This is a genomic window from Pseudomonas sp. GG8, assembly GCF_052976945.1.
The window spans coordinates 634,495-650,144 of the sequence record NZ_JBRIIP010000001.1 but is presented as its reverse complement, the minus strand read 5'-3'; the positions used below and the strand labels follow the sequence as shown (position 1 = coordinate 650,144).

Below are 15,650 nucleotides of genomic sequence, written 5' to 3'. Positions count from 1 at the left end.
CGATGGCGTACTACCGCACTCCTATTGACGCGACTACCCTGCCCGCCTGGCAGGCGCTGAATCAACACCGCGAAGCCATGCAGGATTTCAGCATGCGCGAGGCGTTCAATGCCGACCCGCAACGTTTTACTCAATTCACCCTCAGCAGTTGCGGGCTGTTTCTCGACTATTCAAAAAACCTGATCACCCACGAAACCCGCGACCTGTTGGTGGGCCTTGCTAACGAAGCAGGCTTGCAGGACGCGATCAAGGCGTTATTCTCCGGCGAACTGGTCAACGCATCCGAAGGCCGCCCGGCCCTGCACACTGCGCTACGCCGCCCGGTAGGCGACAAGCTGTCGGTAAACGGCGTCAACGTGATGCCTGAAGTGCATAAAGTGCTCAACCAGATCACCGAGCTGGTCGGACGCATTCATGACGGTTTATGGCGCGGTTACACCGAAAAGCCCATCACCGACGTAGTCAACATCGGCATCGGCGGCTCCTTCCTCGGCCCGGAACTGGTGTCCGAAGCACTGCTGTCTTACGCACAGAAAGGTGTGCGTTGCCACTATCTGGCAAATATCGACGGCAGTGAGTTCCATGAACTGTCGCTCAAGATTCGCGCAGAGACCACCCTGTTCATCGTCTCGTCGAAGTCATTCAACACTCTGGAAACCCTGAAGAACGCCCAGGCCGCACGTGCCTGGTACTTGGCGCAAGGCGGTTCCGAAGCGGAGCTGTACCGTCACTTCATCGCCGTTTCCAGCAACAACGCTGCGGCGGTGGCCTTCGGGATCCGCGAAGAAAACATCTTCCCGATGTGGGATTGGGTTGGCGGTCGTTATTCGCTATGGTCGGCTATCGGCCTGCCGATTGCGCTGGCCATCGGCATGTCCAACTTCAAAGAGCTGCTGTCCGGCGCCTACACCATGGATCAGCACTTCCAGAGCGCACCGTTCGAACAGAACATGCCCGTGCTGCTGGCCCTGCTCGGGGTCTGGTATGGCAACTTCTGGGGTGCGCAAAGCCACGCGATCCTGCCGTACGACCACTACCTGCGCAACATCACCAAGCACTTGCAGCAACTGGACATGGAGTCCAACGGCAAGAGCGTACGCCAGGACGGCTCACCGGTGTCCACCGACACCGGCCCGGTCATCTGGGGCGGCGTCGGTTGCAACGGCCAGCACGCCTATCACCAGTTGCTGCACCAAGGCACACAGCTGATTCCAGCTGACTTCATCGTGCCGATCGTCAGCTTCAACCCGGTGGCCGACCACCACCAATGGCTATACGCCAACTGCCTGTCGCAAAGCCAGGCGCTGATGCTCGGCAAGACCCGCGCCGAAGCCGAAGCCGAACTGCGTGACAAAGGCATGGCCGAAGAAGAAATCCAGAAACTCGCACCGCACAAAGTGATTCCGGGCAACCGCCCGAGCAACACCCTGGTCGTAGAGCGTATCAGCCCACGCCGTCTTGGCGCGCTGGTGGCAATGTACGAGCACAAGGTCTTCGTCCAGAGCGTCATCTGGGGCGTCAACGCCTTCGACCAATGGGGCGTGGAACTGGGTAAGGAACTGGGCAAAGGCGTCTACAACCGCCTGACCGGTAGCATTGAAGAGCCGGCAGACGACGCGTCGACCCAAGGCTTGATCAATTACTTCCGTGGTCGTCACCGCGGCTGATCCACCCTTCGCAACACCTCAAAACCCGCCCCCTCGCAAGAGGCGGCGGGTTTTTTAATGCCCCTGCCCATACTCCACATAACGCGCCATCAAGTTCGGGCGGCGGAAGGTGTCGATCTGATCGATCTGGCCACGTATGTGGTAGAGCGCCCCTTCAAACGTTTCGTCGTCCATGTCGATCCACAACCGTGGATTACGGCCGACTTCGCGGTCGTATTGCGCGGTGACGGGGTCGAGGTGGCGGAATTCTTCGTAGCGTGGCAAGTCGGGCAACGGGCGGCTGGTGTCCATGTAGTTCTGCAGGAAGTCCCACATGGCACAGCACAACTCGCCAGCACCCGGTGGAACCAGCGCGCCGAAGTTGATGACGATGTCCCGATAGCGATGGGCGATGTACAGCACATTCATCGGCAAGCCCTGACGGTCCGGGGTCGTGGCGATATAGGCGTCGAACTCGTAAAACGGCGCGGTCAGCTCACCGATGGTGCCGTTCTTTTTGTATTCGCCTTTGTTGTCGTAATCGAACAGGGTGACAAGGCCGGTGCGACGGTTGATCTCCCAGATGGGGCCTCGGGAGGGTTTGACCCAGAGGTGGGGGAAGTAGCGGATGACTAATGAGGCGAGTGCCCAGCACGCTATTGGAATGCCTGAAAACCAAATAAAGAAACTGTTAAAGCTGTCTACTGTTATTTCGATCCATGTTCCATCAAGCTTAGCTATAGCTACGAAAAGCGTAAAAACACTTGGAATCAGACCAATCAGGAAGAACCACTTCCCAAACAAATGTAAATAAATCCAAAACCTTGATCGTTTCGACCACAACGAAAATCTAAAGCGCTCTTGATCCTCCCTATCATGAAAATCCACATGTTCATAGGGTGCTGGCACATAAGTACCTAAGGCCAACTGCTCTTTCTTTTCCTGTTGACCTTTCTCTACACGACGCAGATTTTTTGGTGCCGCTTCTCTCAAAAAATCATCCGGTGCAACCTCCTGCGTCATCCCCCACGGCAGACGCACCTTGGCAAAACGTCGGATCCACGAACGCTCTGCCGAAGGCGGTTGGCTGGGAATCTGATCAGAGCGGTAGGCTGTAGGCGCGTAATAAGATGAGTTCATGGCCGTCATTCGCCGCTCTGCGCTTTATGGGCGGTTTCATCGGCCCAGAACAGCTGTTCGACTTTCTCGAAGTTCGGTTTGGCATCGGTCATGTCCCTGGAATTCAATCGACATACTCCACATACCGAGCCATCAGGTTCGGGCGACGGAAGGTATCGATCTGATCGATCTGGCCACGTATGTGGTAAAGAGCCCCTTCAAACGTTTCGTCATCCATGTCGATCCACAACCGTGGATTACGGCCGACTTCGCGGTCGTATTGGGCCGTCACAGGGTCGAGGTCGCGGAATTCTTCGTAACGAGGCAAGTCGGGCAGCGGACGGCTAGTGTCCATGTAGTTCTGCAGAAAATCCCACAGGGCACAGCACAACTCGCCAGCGCCCGGTGGAACCAGCGCGCCGAAGTTGATGACGATATCGCGATAGCGGTGGGCTATGTACAGCACATTCATCGGCAGACCCTGACGATCAGGGGTCGTGGCGATATAGGCGTCGAACTCATAGAACGGCGCAGTCAGTTCACCGATAGTGCCGTTCTTTTTGTATTCGCCGTTGTTTGTAGTGGTCTAATGAAACCGGACACCCATTTAGGCGAGAATGCTCGCCAGATCGAGGTGTCAAATGACCAAACAACGCCGTACCTTTTCTGCTGAATTCAAACGCGAGGCTGCCGACCTCGTGCTCAAACAAGACTACAGCTACATCGAAGCCAGCCGTTCACTCGGCGTCGGCGAGTCGGCACTACGCCGCTGGGTCACGCAGGTTCAGCAGGAGCGCCAAGGCGTTACCCCGCAGAGCAAAGCGCTGACACCGGAACAGCAAAAAATCCAGGAGCTTGAAGCCCGGATCGCCCGCCTTGAACGGGAAAAATCGATATTAAAAAAGGCTACCGCGCTCTTGATGTCGGAAGATCACGAGCGTACGCGCTGATCACTCAGCTGAGCGTCCATGAGCCGGTTGATTGGCTGTGTAAAGTGTTTGAAATCAACCGCTCAAGCTACTACGCCCACCGTCTCAAGCGCCGAACGCCTGATGTCGAACGGCTTCGATTGCGCAGCCGAGTGAGCGAGTTGTTTTCACAAAGTCGCAGTGCTGCGGGCAGCCGTAGCATCCTCACCTTGATGCGTGACGATGGTGAGCAACTCGGCCGGTTCAAAGTGCGCAGCTTGATGCGTGAGCTTGACCTCGTGAGCAAACAGCCAGGTTCACATGCCTACAAACGAGCGACGGTTGAACGGTTAGATATTCCGAACATCTTGAATCGGGAGTTCGATGTCCCGGCACCCAACCAGGTGTGGTGCGGCGACATCACCTACATTTGGGCCCAGGGGAAATGGCACTATCTGGCTGTCGTGCTGGATCTTTGCGCACGCCGAGTGGTGGGCTGGGCGTTGTCAGAAAAGCCGGACGCCGATCTGGTTATCAAGGCGCTGGATATGGCTTACGAGCAACGAGGAAGGCCTCAGGGCCTGCTGTTTCACTCGGATCAAGGGTCGCAGTATGCGAGTCGTTTATTTCGCCAGCGTCTGTGGCGTTATCGAATACGCCAGAGCATGAGTCGCCGGGGAAATTGCTGGGACAACGCGCCAATGGAGCGCGTGTTCCGCAGCTTGAAAACTGAATGGATACCGACTCTGGGTTACAGAACCGCCCAAGAAGCCCAGCGTGATATCAGCCTTTTCTTGATGCATCGGTACAACTGGATTCGACCCCATCAATTCAACGGTGGGATGGCGCCAGCTCGGGCCGAAGAAAAACTTAACGTCGTGTCCGGGATTAGTTGACCACTACATCGCGCCCTCGGCATCGGAAAGAGCGCCCATCCCCTTAAGCGCAGCGACCTGTGGAATGAATGTCTGGGCCTTCAATGTGTCGAGTTTTGCCTCAAAATCAGCAGCATCAGTACCTGGCGCGGTTGGTACTAGGCCGTCGATTTTCCCAAGAGCCTTAACTAGGCCGGGATCCTCGTCAGTATTTGGCCCTTTAGGGTTGTTTGAATCTTGCTTGGTGCCTAAGAGCCCATCTACCGACCCCAGGGCCTGATCGAATGTTGCGAGCTGACCCTTCCTCGCTGTCGACTTGTCTTGAATTCCCTGAGCCTGGGATTGGGTGCTTTGCTGAATCTGCTGCTGCTTTGATTGCCCCTCAAGCACGGCGTTATTGACCTTGGCCACTTTTAGCTGGCGATCAAGCCCGGCTGCACCGGTCGGATCGATCAACGATTGATAGCGCTGCTTCTGCTCTGGCGTGGCATTCGGAGCAACTGCCGCAGTAAGCGCGTCCTCAAGCCTGGTCGACTGTCGTAACTGCTGCTCGCTTGCCCGATCCTTAATGCCAGCATCGACTAGCCCTTGAGCACCATTTACATTGGCATCAGCTCTCGCCTGGCTCTGCTGCTGACCCTGATCAAATTTGATATCAGCCAGGCTTAGCGGCTTACTGCTGTCGTGAACGACATTAGTATGGTCGGCACTCCATTTAGCGCCTAGCGCCTGATCAAGCCGGTCCTTGTTCTTATAGCTATCGCGCAGGTCCTGTGCCTTCTGGAATCGCCCCATAGATAAGGCGGCATCACCGGACTGCGCTTGACTGAATGTACCTATGCCATCGCCAAGATTTGAGGCTGACCCGAGATCTGCGAGCGAGCCGGGGCGTTCTGAGGACGTTTGAGCTCGAGGCTCAACGCTAAGATTTCCAAGACTTTGGGCGGTAGTTTGATCGCCTGTAGCATTGGAAAAGCTCGTCTCTCCGTTAGGGCCTACCTTCGCGACGATCTGTCCGCCTTGGCGATTTGCACCACTAGCGTCTGTTCCGGCCCCGGTAGATCGATATTGATCTAACGAGAGTGAGCCGGTGGGAGGGCTAGCGTCTACTGGTATGGATAGTCGGGCGATAGGGCTTGGATTGGCTTGAGCCGGATTTGCCGCTGGTGGAGGTATTTGCGGCATAGCCGGCGTGTCAGTTTGTGGCTGTACTACAGGAAAGCGAAGATGAGCATTGGTCAAACTTGCCGGCTGTTGGGCAGCGGCTACAGGATCGAACGGGGTCACATTTATCTGCCCAAGGCCACCCGAAGGCGCAGGCGGCGTCACCTGTGGGTCGTTTCGTACAACAGTGCCCGATGATATTGATCTTTCAGTACCGTCAAGCGGTAATTCTTGGCTAAGCTGCCCAGGGGTCGAGGGCGCAAGCTGCGCCGCAACTGACGGCGCGACTACGGCAGGCTGTGCTGCTGGAGCAGTCTTGAAAGCGTCGGTCAGACTAGATGGCTGCTGTGCGGTAGGCACCGGATCAAGCGGAGTCGGATTGATCTGTCCGAGGCTTGTCGGCTGCGCGACCTGATTCGGCTGAGACGCAGGCGGCAAGTACTTCGATGGCGTGTTGGTAACATCAAAAGAGGTTTGCCGAGCATCGCCCTGGGAAGATAAGCCAAAACTTGGATCGTTGAGGCTAGAGGTCGGGGCAAGTTGTTGCTGAGCTCGGCCAATTGGCCCGGCGGGCGGTGCTGATATTGGAGAGGTCGCCAAGGATGATGGTGCCGAGCCCTGCGCCAGCGCTGCCTGCCGTGCGGCCCTTTGTTCCGGCGTCAAACCTTGCCCGTACGTATTTTGGATGTCGCCGGCAATATCGCCAATGGCCATGCTTGAGTACTCCGCTGATCAGCTGTGTACCCAAGGCTATGTGACTAAACGTGACGATCAAGCTTCGGCTAGCCCCTCATATCTGCTCGAAGGTTTTCACAAAGCTACGCCAGAAAGGAGGAGTAACAGCTGGAGGCGTCACGCTTGTTGGCCCCATAACAAACCACTTGTCGATACCGGAAACAGATACCCCGCTGACTGCAACTACTGACTTTTCAGTTATAGATCCCGCAGCATCTACTATCAAAGTTACGGCCTGGTCGCCATCGACCCCAGTTACAAACTCAACACGTATCGAGTTTCCAGGCAGAGGCGCTACTACTGATTGCGAAGTGAGCGATCTAGCGTACAGCCCTGGATATCCCGGGTCGTTACCAACCATCCAGCCATCGCCCCAGACTGGAGTGCCAGAGCCGGCCGCAATAATATTGGCAAGCTGGGTTGCCCCGTACGCCGTCTGTATGGAAATGTCGGCGTAGTCAGTGGGCGAAGATGGTGGAACCGCAATAGCCAATGAGGCCGCAAGGTCCAGGGTCGACCCATCCAGAGGTGTAGATAGGTACATCAGCCCCGTGTCCCCGGACATCGCAACCAGTCGGGTTGCTCCGTCGGTGTAGCTGACTGTCGTAAGGCCGCTGATGCTGGCGGGGAAACTGCCAATCGCACCAATTTTTATCACTGGTATGTCCGCAGCGAAGTCGTACACCACGTACTGCGACCTCCAGTCCAGCAGCGCTATGATAACGGTGCCACCAATCATGAAGTTATTCTGCGCGAACGGTGTCAGATACCCTACGGCAGGGTCAGTGATAGGGCCGGGGCTGTCACCAGCCACTGCAGTGTAGGCGCTGTCAATGTAGTAGCGTCCATCGGATTCCATCTGGTGGTATGTAAGCCCCATAACCCCACCAGAGGTACGGAGCATTTCGGCGACTCGACCCGGGTTCGTCCCGTAAGGCCAGGCCCATACCTTTTCTTCTACGCTACCAGTGGCTGAGTCCCACGCCTTCGAGTGGCCATTAATCTGTCCGGACTCATTGAGTATCTGCACGATCTTCATAGAGACGCCTCGATAAAGGGCTTGAGCGGGTCGAATAAATAAAGGCTATTTCCTGCCCAAAACGTGCCAGATTGCCCGCCGATATCAGTGATGTACTCACGCCAGTTGTCACCACCATCCATGGATAGGTAGGTCTTTCCGTCACCCCAGTTACCATACTTATGCTCCACAACAGAGGCTAGTAGCACAGCCTCTACTGCTGGTTTTCCATTGACTGCCGGAACATAGGGCTGGACAACTGTGATAATGCACTTGCTTGTAACGCTTGTTCGCGCAGCAATAGATCCCCGCAACTTCACTGTACCCGTGGTGCCAGAAGCAGTGACAGATAGGTCGATGACCATACAGCGAATATCGTGTTCCGCTACCACTAGATTAGTATCTACGCTCCCGAATATTTCTGCATCGGGCCAAGGGTAAGCGATAGCTGCAGTAACGAGCCGACCCCCACCGCAGTCATACACCGCCGACAACTGATGCTCCGTATCTGCGCGACCAACATCGCCAGGATAAAACCAGTTCCATGGACTTGCTGTATACCCGCTTGGGATACCATGACTCAGCCATGGCGGACTAGCCATCATCTGCCCAAAGAGCGGACCGCAGTCATCCCCCGTAAGTACTATTCTGGTTGGAGCGCCGGATTGTGTACTATAAATTACCCAGCGAACACCATGTGGGGGATCGTCGCCAAACCGCCCCGCCAGATACTCCCACACTAAACACTGAGCGGTATGAGTAGGGTTTCCAGAGCTATCCATCCCGCCTACTGAGACGCCGCCAACGATATGAGGATATACAAAGAAGTCTGGGGAAGACTCGGGTATAGCGGGAGTAGGAGTCCCGGAAATTCCCGTGTTGTACCAGTCCGAGTTGACACTTATAAGATTACCGCTGTCGAGTACGGCTACAATCCCGTAGATACCGTAGCTCTGCACTGAATTTACCTGCTGTACCGCGTAGTAAAGAGAGAAGGTAATGAACCCATTGGTAGTGCGTAGTGGCAGAGGGAAGTAGAAGTAACCCAGGTTCTTTATGTCTGGTCGACCAAAGTCATTTGCTGGCAAGCGTATCTCGGGAAATGGACGTACTGCAGCTGGCAGGTCATCGGGCGTAAACACCCTCAGAGAGTCAAGTGTAGCAGCGACATCTTTACCGGAAAATGCGGCCCTATCTAGCGATCCCAACGCTACCATAAGTCCCTTCTGTCCATAGCGCGCATATACAGGAACCCCATCCGAACTCTCCCTGAACAGGGTCTTTGGTTGATTATCGCATCCGGCAGTCAGGCAGAATTTATCTACCCCGCTAGTGCCCGGCGGTCCAGAGGGAGCCGCCACGAACCCGAAATTACTCGGTTCGTCGTACCGCACCACCTGCAGCTCATCAACAGTATCCGTGTAGTCCTGCCAAGGCCGCAGCCGGCGCGGGAAGAACTGCCAGCCCGCGGGAAGCTGCGACTCAGAGATCGTGAACGAGTTGTAGGCAAAGTAACTTGCTGGGGCCTGCCCAGAAATAATTGTCCCATCAACAACGCTAATAGGGAGCGCCGATAAGTACTGGGTGCGGATCGCACCCGATAGCGTTACCGGACTCGCATCGGTGAATTTTGTCAGATCATCAAGGTTTTGGTGATTGTTCCAGTCTACAGCGATCCCGGCAGATAGCTGACCGTCTGACATCAGGCCCGAACTGATCTGTATTTGACTACGATTTATAACTTGCCGAGCAAGAGCGCCGCCAGCCGGCTTTAGGCCAACCCATACAGTTCGGCTGATTGAGGTATCGCCTACTGACTCTTTCCCCTCATACGTCGCTATGGTCCCAGGCGGATAAACTTCATCCCGGTTGCCAACAGCCATGCCCAGGCTTATGCCTTGCACTGGCCCGACATTGGAGCGCCCAGCCAGCAGAGCGAACGACGGTGGATCTACTACTTGCGCGAGCGAAATCTTCCCCCGCTTAATTCCTCGAATTATGTATCCATTTAGTATTCTGGTATTAATCTGCACCTTTGATCTTCCGGCACTACGAGCAAGGTCTTGCGCCATCCTGATGTTTACAGCTCCGGTGCGAGTAGCCACCTGGGAGATAATCGGCTGATTAGGGCGCCCCTCATTCTCATCCATCAAGAGACGCTCTGTATCTGGGTAGATAGTGTTCCAGCAGCGCTTGCTGAGTGGCTTGCAATATCGGCAAACCCTCTCGATGCCTGGGCCCAGGCTTTCGAGCTACCATCACTTCCGTAAAGGCTGATCTTGTTGCGGTCAGACGACAGGCTTACGTCTGCTGTCGACGTAGCTGCCCGTAAGCGAAGCTCCTCAAACGAAACCTCAACGTTGTAGTAGCTGGACAGCGCGCCGTAGAAAGATCGGTACGCATCGCCACGAATTTTTGCCGTCTCATTATTTAGATTGTGGACGCTGTAATACGAGCGGAAATACTCGGCGCTGGTATTGAGTATTCCCATCTTCAGCGTTGCAGCCATGCTCACGGCCTGCTTGAGCAGTTCTACTTTGATATCTGCGTCCTTTATCGCCTGTTCACGATTAACGTCCAGGATCGCGCTTGTGGCCCTCTGCTCGGACTGGCTGATGGTGTCGACCAACGCACCAATAGGCAGGGTGAATCCTCGTGAAGACAGATTAGCTTCGAGATTGCGTTGCTCGCTGCGGGTTGCACGGTATGCGCGATCACGAGACTGCTGCCATATCAAATCGAAGATTGTTGAATCGGTCCCATAGGGCTTTACCCCACTGATTACGTTGGCACACCAATCTTCAGGCAGACTTTTAAATTGTCCATTGATAGATGGAAAGTATTTGGCAATCCATGCATCTACCTGGCTGTCTAGCTGAGTGATGAGCTCGCCACTCTTATCAACCCCATTAAAAAGATCGGAGAATTTTGGTACTTCGCCAAGCGACATCGATCCAGGCTTGTAACTTAGCGTGGTATTTCCAAGTGTTGGCCGGGCGCCACCCCCGATATTCGCCGCAGTATTCCCGACTTGGCCGAGCGCTGAGCTCGCCAGCGAAAAGAGCTGATTCGTTGTACTGCTGTATTCAGAAGCCATGTCGCTCTCCTTCAGGTACGTCGCCCAGTAGCCGCAAGCGCCCACTCAACGTTGTCTAGCTCCGCAAAGGAAGCATCTACTATCTCAATACGCATCCGCCAAAAGCGCGACGCCCTGCCCCGCTGCATATCCGCACGAAACTCGGATTTGCGTTGATAGGCGCGGTACGTCATTTCGATGTCGTTATCTTCAGTTGTGCGCACGAACACTTGGCCATCGGTGCCAAGACCAAGGAATACGTTTCCTACCCTCTTGCCCTGAGTGGTACCGAAGCTGTCTGCGGCAAAATCAATGAGGGCGCTAATGAGCGTACCGTTATCATCCGGCGCTCCAAGCCTGTAGAGACCGTTAGGCTTAAATCCGAAGGTCTGCATCCCTATGCGGCAGAAGCCATCAAAGTCATAGCCCTGATAGCGACCAACAGCACCACTCGCGAGGTTTGTTACGTATTGCAGCAAGGTTCGGGCGGCACTCGATGCGATGTTCGAAACCTGAATGCCATTTGTCAGGAGAGCCTGAATAAGCATCGTGGCGCTAGAATCGCTGTAGAGCATCAAGTGCTCGGCCAGATCGGCGTCCATGCTCAGTAGCAAATCGAACGAATCGCCGATCGACAGACCATCATGAATAAGCGCGAACAGGACGCGATCGACGCTGTAGAAATCACCAAAAAAAGATGCCTCTGCCCACGACGAAGTATCGACCGGTTCTTCGGTAGACAAGCCAAATACATCAGGGGCATTCAACACTATGGATGCATCGCCGTAGTTATAATCGGCGCTATGCATAGTCAGATCGAATACCGACGACGTCGATCCGATATCCACCTCAATCGCCATGGACAGCATGCTTATGGGGATATTGACCGTCACCCCATTGGCCTCAACGTCAATAAAGCCAGCGGTGGCTGTCAGGGTTGGCACATCCATGACCATATGCCCGCTGGTGCGATCAGCATCAAGAGCATTCATCGTCAAATCGAAGGACATTTCCCCCGAGCCATCGCCAATTGTCGCGCTACCAGCCAGGTCCCAACCAGAACGAGCCTGCAAACCTATTAAGCCTAAGCCATCACCCCAATCCCAAGCATCCCGAGACTGGAAAAATACTATGCCGCTGATTGTGGGGTCATCAACAAAGTCAGTAGCAGCATAAAGAACGGCTGATAAAACCTTCGGACCGTAAGACGGGATGCTGCTGATATACGAAAAGTCGCTCCCTACGTAGGACGTGACTACATTATTACGCCGGACAATTCTGATCGGCACTACAGCTTCCGAGGCTACGGATGAGTCACGCGGGGCCCCCGACTCTACGATGGTCAGGCTGCCTGCTGAAGTCAGTAACACCCCATGCTCAACACCATTAAAGCTGTTAGTGCTCCCTGGTACCGCCAGACCAACAAGTGCGCCAATATCGCTACGGGGAAGGCTGAAACTTATTTCAAAGTCACCATCAACGACTTTTGAGCTATGGGCGCCGGCATTCCACCCTGGCTGATTGTCAGTAACAACAGTCGCATCGCGACCCTGAACATCCGAAATTGCTGGGCGATAGATATAGGTGGGCACCTGTTCATAGACAACATAGGGCGTGCCGGAAGGAACTTGTGTTGAGGTGTAGCCAATGATTTGTTGCGATGTTCGCCCAGACGCGTCGGAAACCGGCCCGTAAACAGGTATCGGCACGCCAGGCTTGGTGCCGGGCGAGTACTTGGTAACCGCCGACAGCGTGAAAACAACATCGAAGTGCGCCGGCTGGGCAATTACCTCTTTGACGGCAGGCAAATAGGTCGAGGTCGCCTGCTTGATCAGTCGGTGGGCCATTGGTTATGCCTTTTTCAGCCCGCGCTAACGGAAATCACGAAAAAGTTGATCTGTCGCAGATTGCCAACGACCAACCCGAGCGTGGCGAAATTGAGATCCGCACCATCCAGCCCGATACTCCCCTGAATACGTGATGCCGTGATTGAGCTTGAGTTGTCATCGGCTGCGGTCTTCATACGGAAGAAGCTCGCGGTGCCGTTAGCCACTACAGTTCCGCTCCACACCTCAGAACTATTTTTTGCCAGCTGCCCTGATGCTGCTGTAGCGGCCATAGTCAGCCCTGTACCCGTACCACCGACGCTGATGGTGCACAGCAGTGTTGTTCCAGCTAATAGTGCGTCATCCGCGGTAACTGGGGCCGGGCCTTGATAGATTTCAATCACTGTCCCGTCCAGCGCGCTCTTGAGGGAGCCGGAAGCCAGCATCAGGTTTCGAAGTCCAGTGCTGCGTTTCATTAAATTACCCCTCCAATCTTAAGTTCGCCGATTGCCAACTGAGCTTGCGAGCCAATTGGTACGGCCTTGTCTGCGATAAGTCGCTGGATAACCAGCGGAGCGCTACGTGTTACGTCCCATACGACAACATGAGTTGCGGTGTATGAGGACGAGGCCGCAGGGAATGAAACCAGTGCGCTGTTGGAAACAAGTGGAAATAGCGGATTCGCCAAGTCAGGATCGCTGAACGTCACGGATTGGCGCGCATAGGCAGAGTCCGTAACTTCATTCGCGGTACCGTTACCACCTGGAGTTGCTGTGTGCAGACTGAGCTGCCATGCCGATGGCCTAGGTACCGACGCGTCTGCGGTGAAGTAGTACGCCAAGGAGCTAGCAATGAGATCTGGAGACATAGCCATATTCAGGACGCCGGAACGATGCTGATGGAAACGCCAAGACGGAATGTGGACCCGGCAGGGACATCGTAAGGCGATGCAAAACGCGCTATCGAGAGCAGCACGCCGCTGTTTCCGCCCTTTCCAGCGTTCGAGCAGAGAAAGCCGCCATAAAGCCGTTTGGCTGCGGTAAAGGTGAATTCAGCACGGGAAGCCAGGTTGCCGATCAGCTGAACACCATCATAAACATCTACCCATTCGGGCCGCGCAGTCTCGCTGTAGGAAACAGACTCTTGAGCGCCAGCCTGAAGATCTGCTGATGAGGTCGCACTGTTCGGGACGTAATTGCCTTCATAGACGCCCACATACCAAGGGGCCAGCAAGCTGGCTTCGCCACGAATAAGGCCGACGATATGGTTGATACCGGCCTGGGGAATAATATTTCGATCCACGAACCGGTCGAGCACCTTGCCTTCGGCGTCTACCAGCTCACCCTCGTAAATAAAACCGAGGCGGAGCGCTTGTTCGTGATGGTCACGATTGGTCATGGGGTGAAAATCTCCGCTTCGTAATAATCGCTCGCAGCGAGCGGGTTTGGGCCTTTTGGGTCATGCATTGTCGTGACGACCAGTTGATTTCCGTTGTGCTCAAGCACTCCTGAACTACCAGAGGAAGCAAGTTCCGGCACGAAGTTAGCCTCACTAATTAGTGTCGCTCCGCCCTGCCCGTCGCTCATTGCCACACCGTATCGGGTCATCCAGACCGCCTCCTTCTTGATACCGCGCGCACCGGATCCGCGCACAGCGCCAAAATCCAGAACCTTGGTGCTAACAGGTTCTGGCGTTTCGATAGCGGTGAGGAAAAACGTCTTATCTGCGGCGAGATAGATTCCGCCGTCACAGGACATGACCATGTCGATCGGCTTGGAAAACTGAAAAAATCCTGTCATTGCGCTGCGCAGATGCGGGCGCATTGGAAGGGTCATATGCAGGGTCGAACCAGCGGCGATAACCAGCACGCCGTTATGCGCAGTAATTGAGTCGCCGGTTACCGGTTCGCGCAGGAATTGGGTGTCCAGGCGGGCGCTGCTATCCATTACGACCGAGCAAATATAAGCGCCGACTCCTTCGTACTGGAGGTAGGGCGTGCCGCCGTTTACAGAGCTGACATAGAGTCGAACCTTACCGCCGTCAGGAGGTGATGGCAGGATGAAACCCAAAGAACTATTGGCCGGCACGTCAATGATGAGCGCTTCCGTGGTCCCACCTTCGTCGCCGTGCGCATCGATAAAGGTAGCTGCGCACTGGTAGCTACCAGCCGCAAGCGATCCGGCGCCAAGAGTGGGAACCGGCTGCAACGTAACAGTCGGAACGCCCCAAGGTCGGAGTGCGCCGTTCTTGTAACGGAAGGATTGGTTTTCGGTACAGAAGAACAGTTCATCATTCAGCACATCACCAACGAACCGACCACTACCCGCGATACTGGCCAGCTGGGCGGTCGACCCTGTCGACTCATTGAAATCGATCAACTTGGTACCGTCAGCGATCAATACGTGATCGCCAATACCGACAGCGCCGCGAATGTTTTCCCCAGGCACTACCAGATCGAATCCGGAACGCAGATGCATTACGCCGTCCGCGCTCGGGTCGAAGTTAACAGAGTCGCGCACTGCGCCTGTCGGGATCGCCTTTTCGTTAGCGCGGTTGTTTATCCCAGCAGGCCATGGGCCGCGAATAGCCGGCGCAGAACCGCCCACTACCAATTACTCCGAATCGGCCTGGCGCATGATCCACGGCGGAGAATTGAAGTCTCACGGACTGTCTGACAAGCCTCTTCAAACCTTTTCAGGTGCTCGTCAGAGCTTCCTTGGTTATAGGTCTCACCCTCATTTACGCGATAGGCCTTGTAAGCGATATATGACAGTAGGTGGCGCCGCTCTTGCGGTAGCAAGTCAGGGATTCGATCGCTCTTGCTGAGCTCCCTCACTAGGCGCCGTACAACACGCAGGCGAATTGCTCCAGATGTCGTCGGTTTGGGGTGAAGTCGCAGTTGCCCGGCGCCATCGAAGTGGAAATGTGTGCAGCTGCCACTGTAGCCCTGGATATTTCCGTAACCATTCCCACCACGGTAACCATTTCCAAAACTGACAATGCTACGGCAGAGGTGGCAATGCGGCTGCCCATCTATCCAGGCGTCAATGATATCTATGATGCAGGGGTCCAGCGAAAACCGATTCTCACCGACGCCATACGGGATGAGCGTTACCTGGCTTTCATCGTCGTAAATGCTCATCGAGCTCTCGGCGAACTCTGTCAGCGCCTCATTAGTCCAGCGCACCAACTGGCTGTCAGACCAGAAGTGTGGCGCGATGGTGTCCTGCTCGTCTTCACGAAAGGCCTTGATGAGGTCGCTGACAGTTTCGTAGGCCATGGG

The 15,650-nt window shown here is 55.1% G+C and carries 14 protein-coding genes; 2 read left to right on the top strand and 12 right to left on the bottom strand.

Annotated elements, in window-relative coordinates:
* The first annotated feature begins 2 nt into the window (after positions 1 to 2).
* Complete coding sequence (gene pgi, locus ACVBEG_RS03245; protein ID WP_219063813.1) at positions 3 to 1,667, top strand: glucose-6-phosphate isomerase; 1,665 nt, start codon at positions 3 to 5, stop codon at positions 1,665 to 1,667.
* A gap of 54 nt (positions 1,668 to 1,721) precedes the next feature.
* Here pgi and ACVBEG_RS03240 read toward each other — a convergent pair whose 3' ends face one another.
* Together ACVBEG_RS03240 and ACVBEG_RS03235 are read right to left on the bottom strand one after the other, a co-directional pair.
* Entirely contained in the window at positions 1,722 to 2,795 is a 1,074-nt protein-coding gene (locus tag ACVBEG_RS03240) for a hypothetical protein (protein ID WP_322177834.1), read from the bottom strand.
* Between the two features lie 94 nt (positions 2,796 to 2,889).
* Entirely contained in the window at positions 2,890 to 3,237 is a 348-nt protein-coding gene (locus ACVBEG_RS03235; protein ID WP_447107391.1) for a hypothetical protein, read from the bottom strand.
* Positions 3,238 to 3,406: 169 nt separating this feature from the next.
* On the opposite strand from ACVBEG_RS03235, the gene ACVBEG_RS03230 reads away from it, so the two are divergent.
* Positions 3,407 to 4,569 (top strand): IS3 family transposase gene (locus tag ACVBEG_RS03230; RefSeq protein ID WP_447107390.1). Its coding sequence is split into 2 segments (ribosomal slippage): positions 3,407 to 3,662 and positions 3,662 to 4,569, totalling 1,164 coding nucleotides; the frame shifts between segments, so codons are not numbered across the junction.
* A gap of 3 nt (positions 4,570 to 4,572) precedes the next feature.
* Here the strand turns inward: ACVBEG_RS03230 and ACVBEG_RS03225 are convergent.
* The 10 genes from ACVBEG_RS03225 to ACVBEG_RS03180 all read right to left on the bottom strand — a co-directional run bounded on the left by ACVBEG_RS03225 (position 4,573) and on the right by ACVBEG_RS03180 (position 15,647).
* Complete coding sequence (locus ACVBEG_RS03225) at positions 4,573 to 6,426, bottom strand: hypothetical protein (protein WP_447107389.1); 1,854 nt, start codon at positions 6,424 to 6,426, stop codon at positions 4,573 to 4,575.
* Positions 6,427 to 6,502: 76 nt separating this feature from the next.
* A complete protein-coding gene (locus ACVBEG_RS03220) occupies positions 6,503 to 7,486 on the bottom strand; it encodes a hypothetical protein (RefSeq protein WP_447107388.1) in 984 nt (327 codons plus the stop codon).
* Complete coding sequence (locus ACVBEG_RS03215; RefSeq protein WP_447107387.1) at positions 7,483 to 9,498, bottom strand: hypothetical protein; 2,016 nt, start codon at positions 9,496 to 9,498, stop codon at positions 7,483 to 7,485. The genes ACVBEG_RS03220 and ACVBEG_RS03215 overlap by 4 nt, the downstream gene beginning before the upstream one ends.
* Positions 9,499 to 9,614: 116 nt before the next feature.
* Positions 9,615 to 10,562: a hypothetical protein gene (locus ACVBEG_RS03210; RefSeq protein ID WP_447107386.1), complete on the bottom strand. Its 948-nt coding sequence runs from the start codon at positions 10,560 to 10,562 to the stop codon at positions 9,615 to 9,617.
* An 11-nt stretch (positions 10,563 to 10,573) separates the two neighbouring features.
* Complete coding sequence (locus tag ACVBEG_RS03205; RefSeq protein WP_447107385.1) at positions 10,574 to 12,388, bottom strand: hypothetical protein; 1,815 nt, start codon at positions 12,386 to 12,388, stop codon at positions 10,574 to 10,576.
* 14 nt (positions 12,389 to 12,402) lie between these two features.
* The gene (locus ACVBEG_RS03200) at positions 12,403 to 12,843 is read right to left on the bottom strand and encodes a hypothetical protein (protein WP_330201209.1); all 441 of its coding nucleotides are present in this window, start codon (positions 12,841 to 12,843) and stop codon (positions 12,403 to 12,405) included.
* Complete coding sequence (locus ACVBEG_RS03195) at positions 12,843 to 13,235, bottom strand: phage tail fiber protein (protein WP_447107384.1); 393 nt, start codon at positions 13,233 to 13,235, stop codon at positions 12,843 to 12,845. Before ACVBEG_RS03195 ends, ACVBEG_RS03200 begins: the two co-directional genes overlap by 1 nt.
* Before the next feature lie 8 nt (positions 13,236 to 13,243).
* Entirely contained in the window at positions 13,244 to 13,765 is a 522-nt protein-coding gene (locus ACVBEG_RS03190) for a hypothetical protein (RefSeq protein WP_330201210.1), read from the bottom strand.
* The gene (locus tag ACVBEG_RS03185) at positions 13,762 to 14,844 is read right to left on the bottom strand and encodes a hypothetical protein (protein ID WP_447107383.1); all 1,083 of its coding nucleotides are present in this window, start codon (positions 14,842 to 14,844) and stop codon (positions 13,762 to 13,764) included. The genes ACVBEG_RS03190 and ACVBEG_RS03185 overlap by 4 nt, the downstream gene beginning before the upstream one ends.
* A gap of 128 nt (positions 14,845 to 14,972) precedes the next feature.
* The gene (locus ACVBEG_RS03180; protein WP_447107382.1) at positions 14,973 to 15,647 is read right to left on the bottom strand and encodes a hypothetical protein; all 675 of its coding nucleotides are present in this window, start codon (positions 15,645 to 15,647) and stop codon (positions 14,973 to 14,975) included.
* Positions 15,648 to 15,650: the final 3 nt, after the last annotated feature.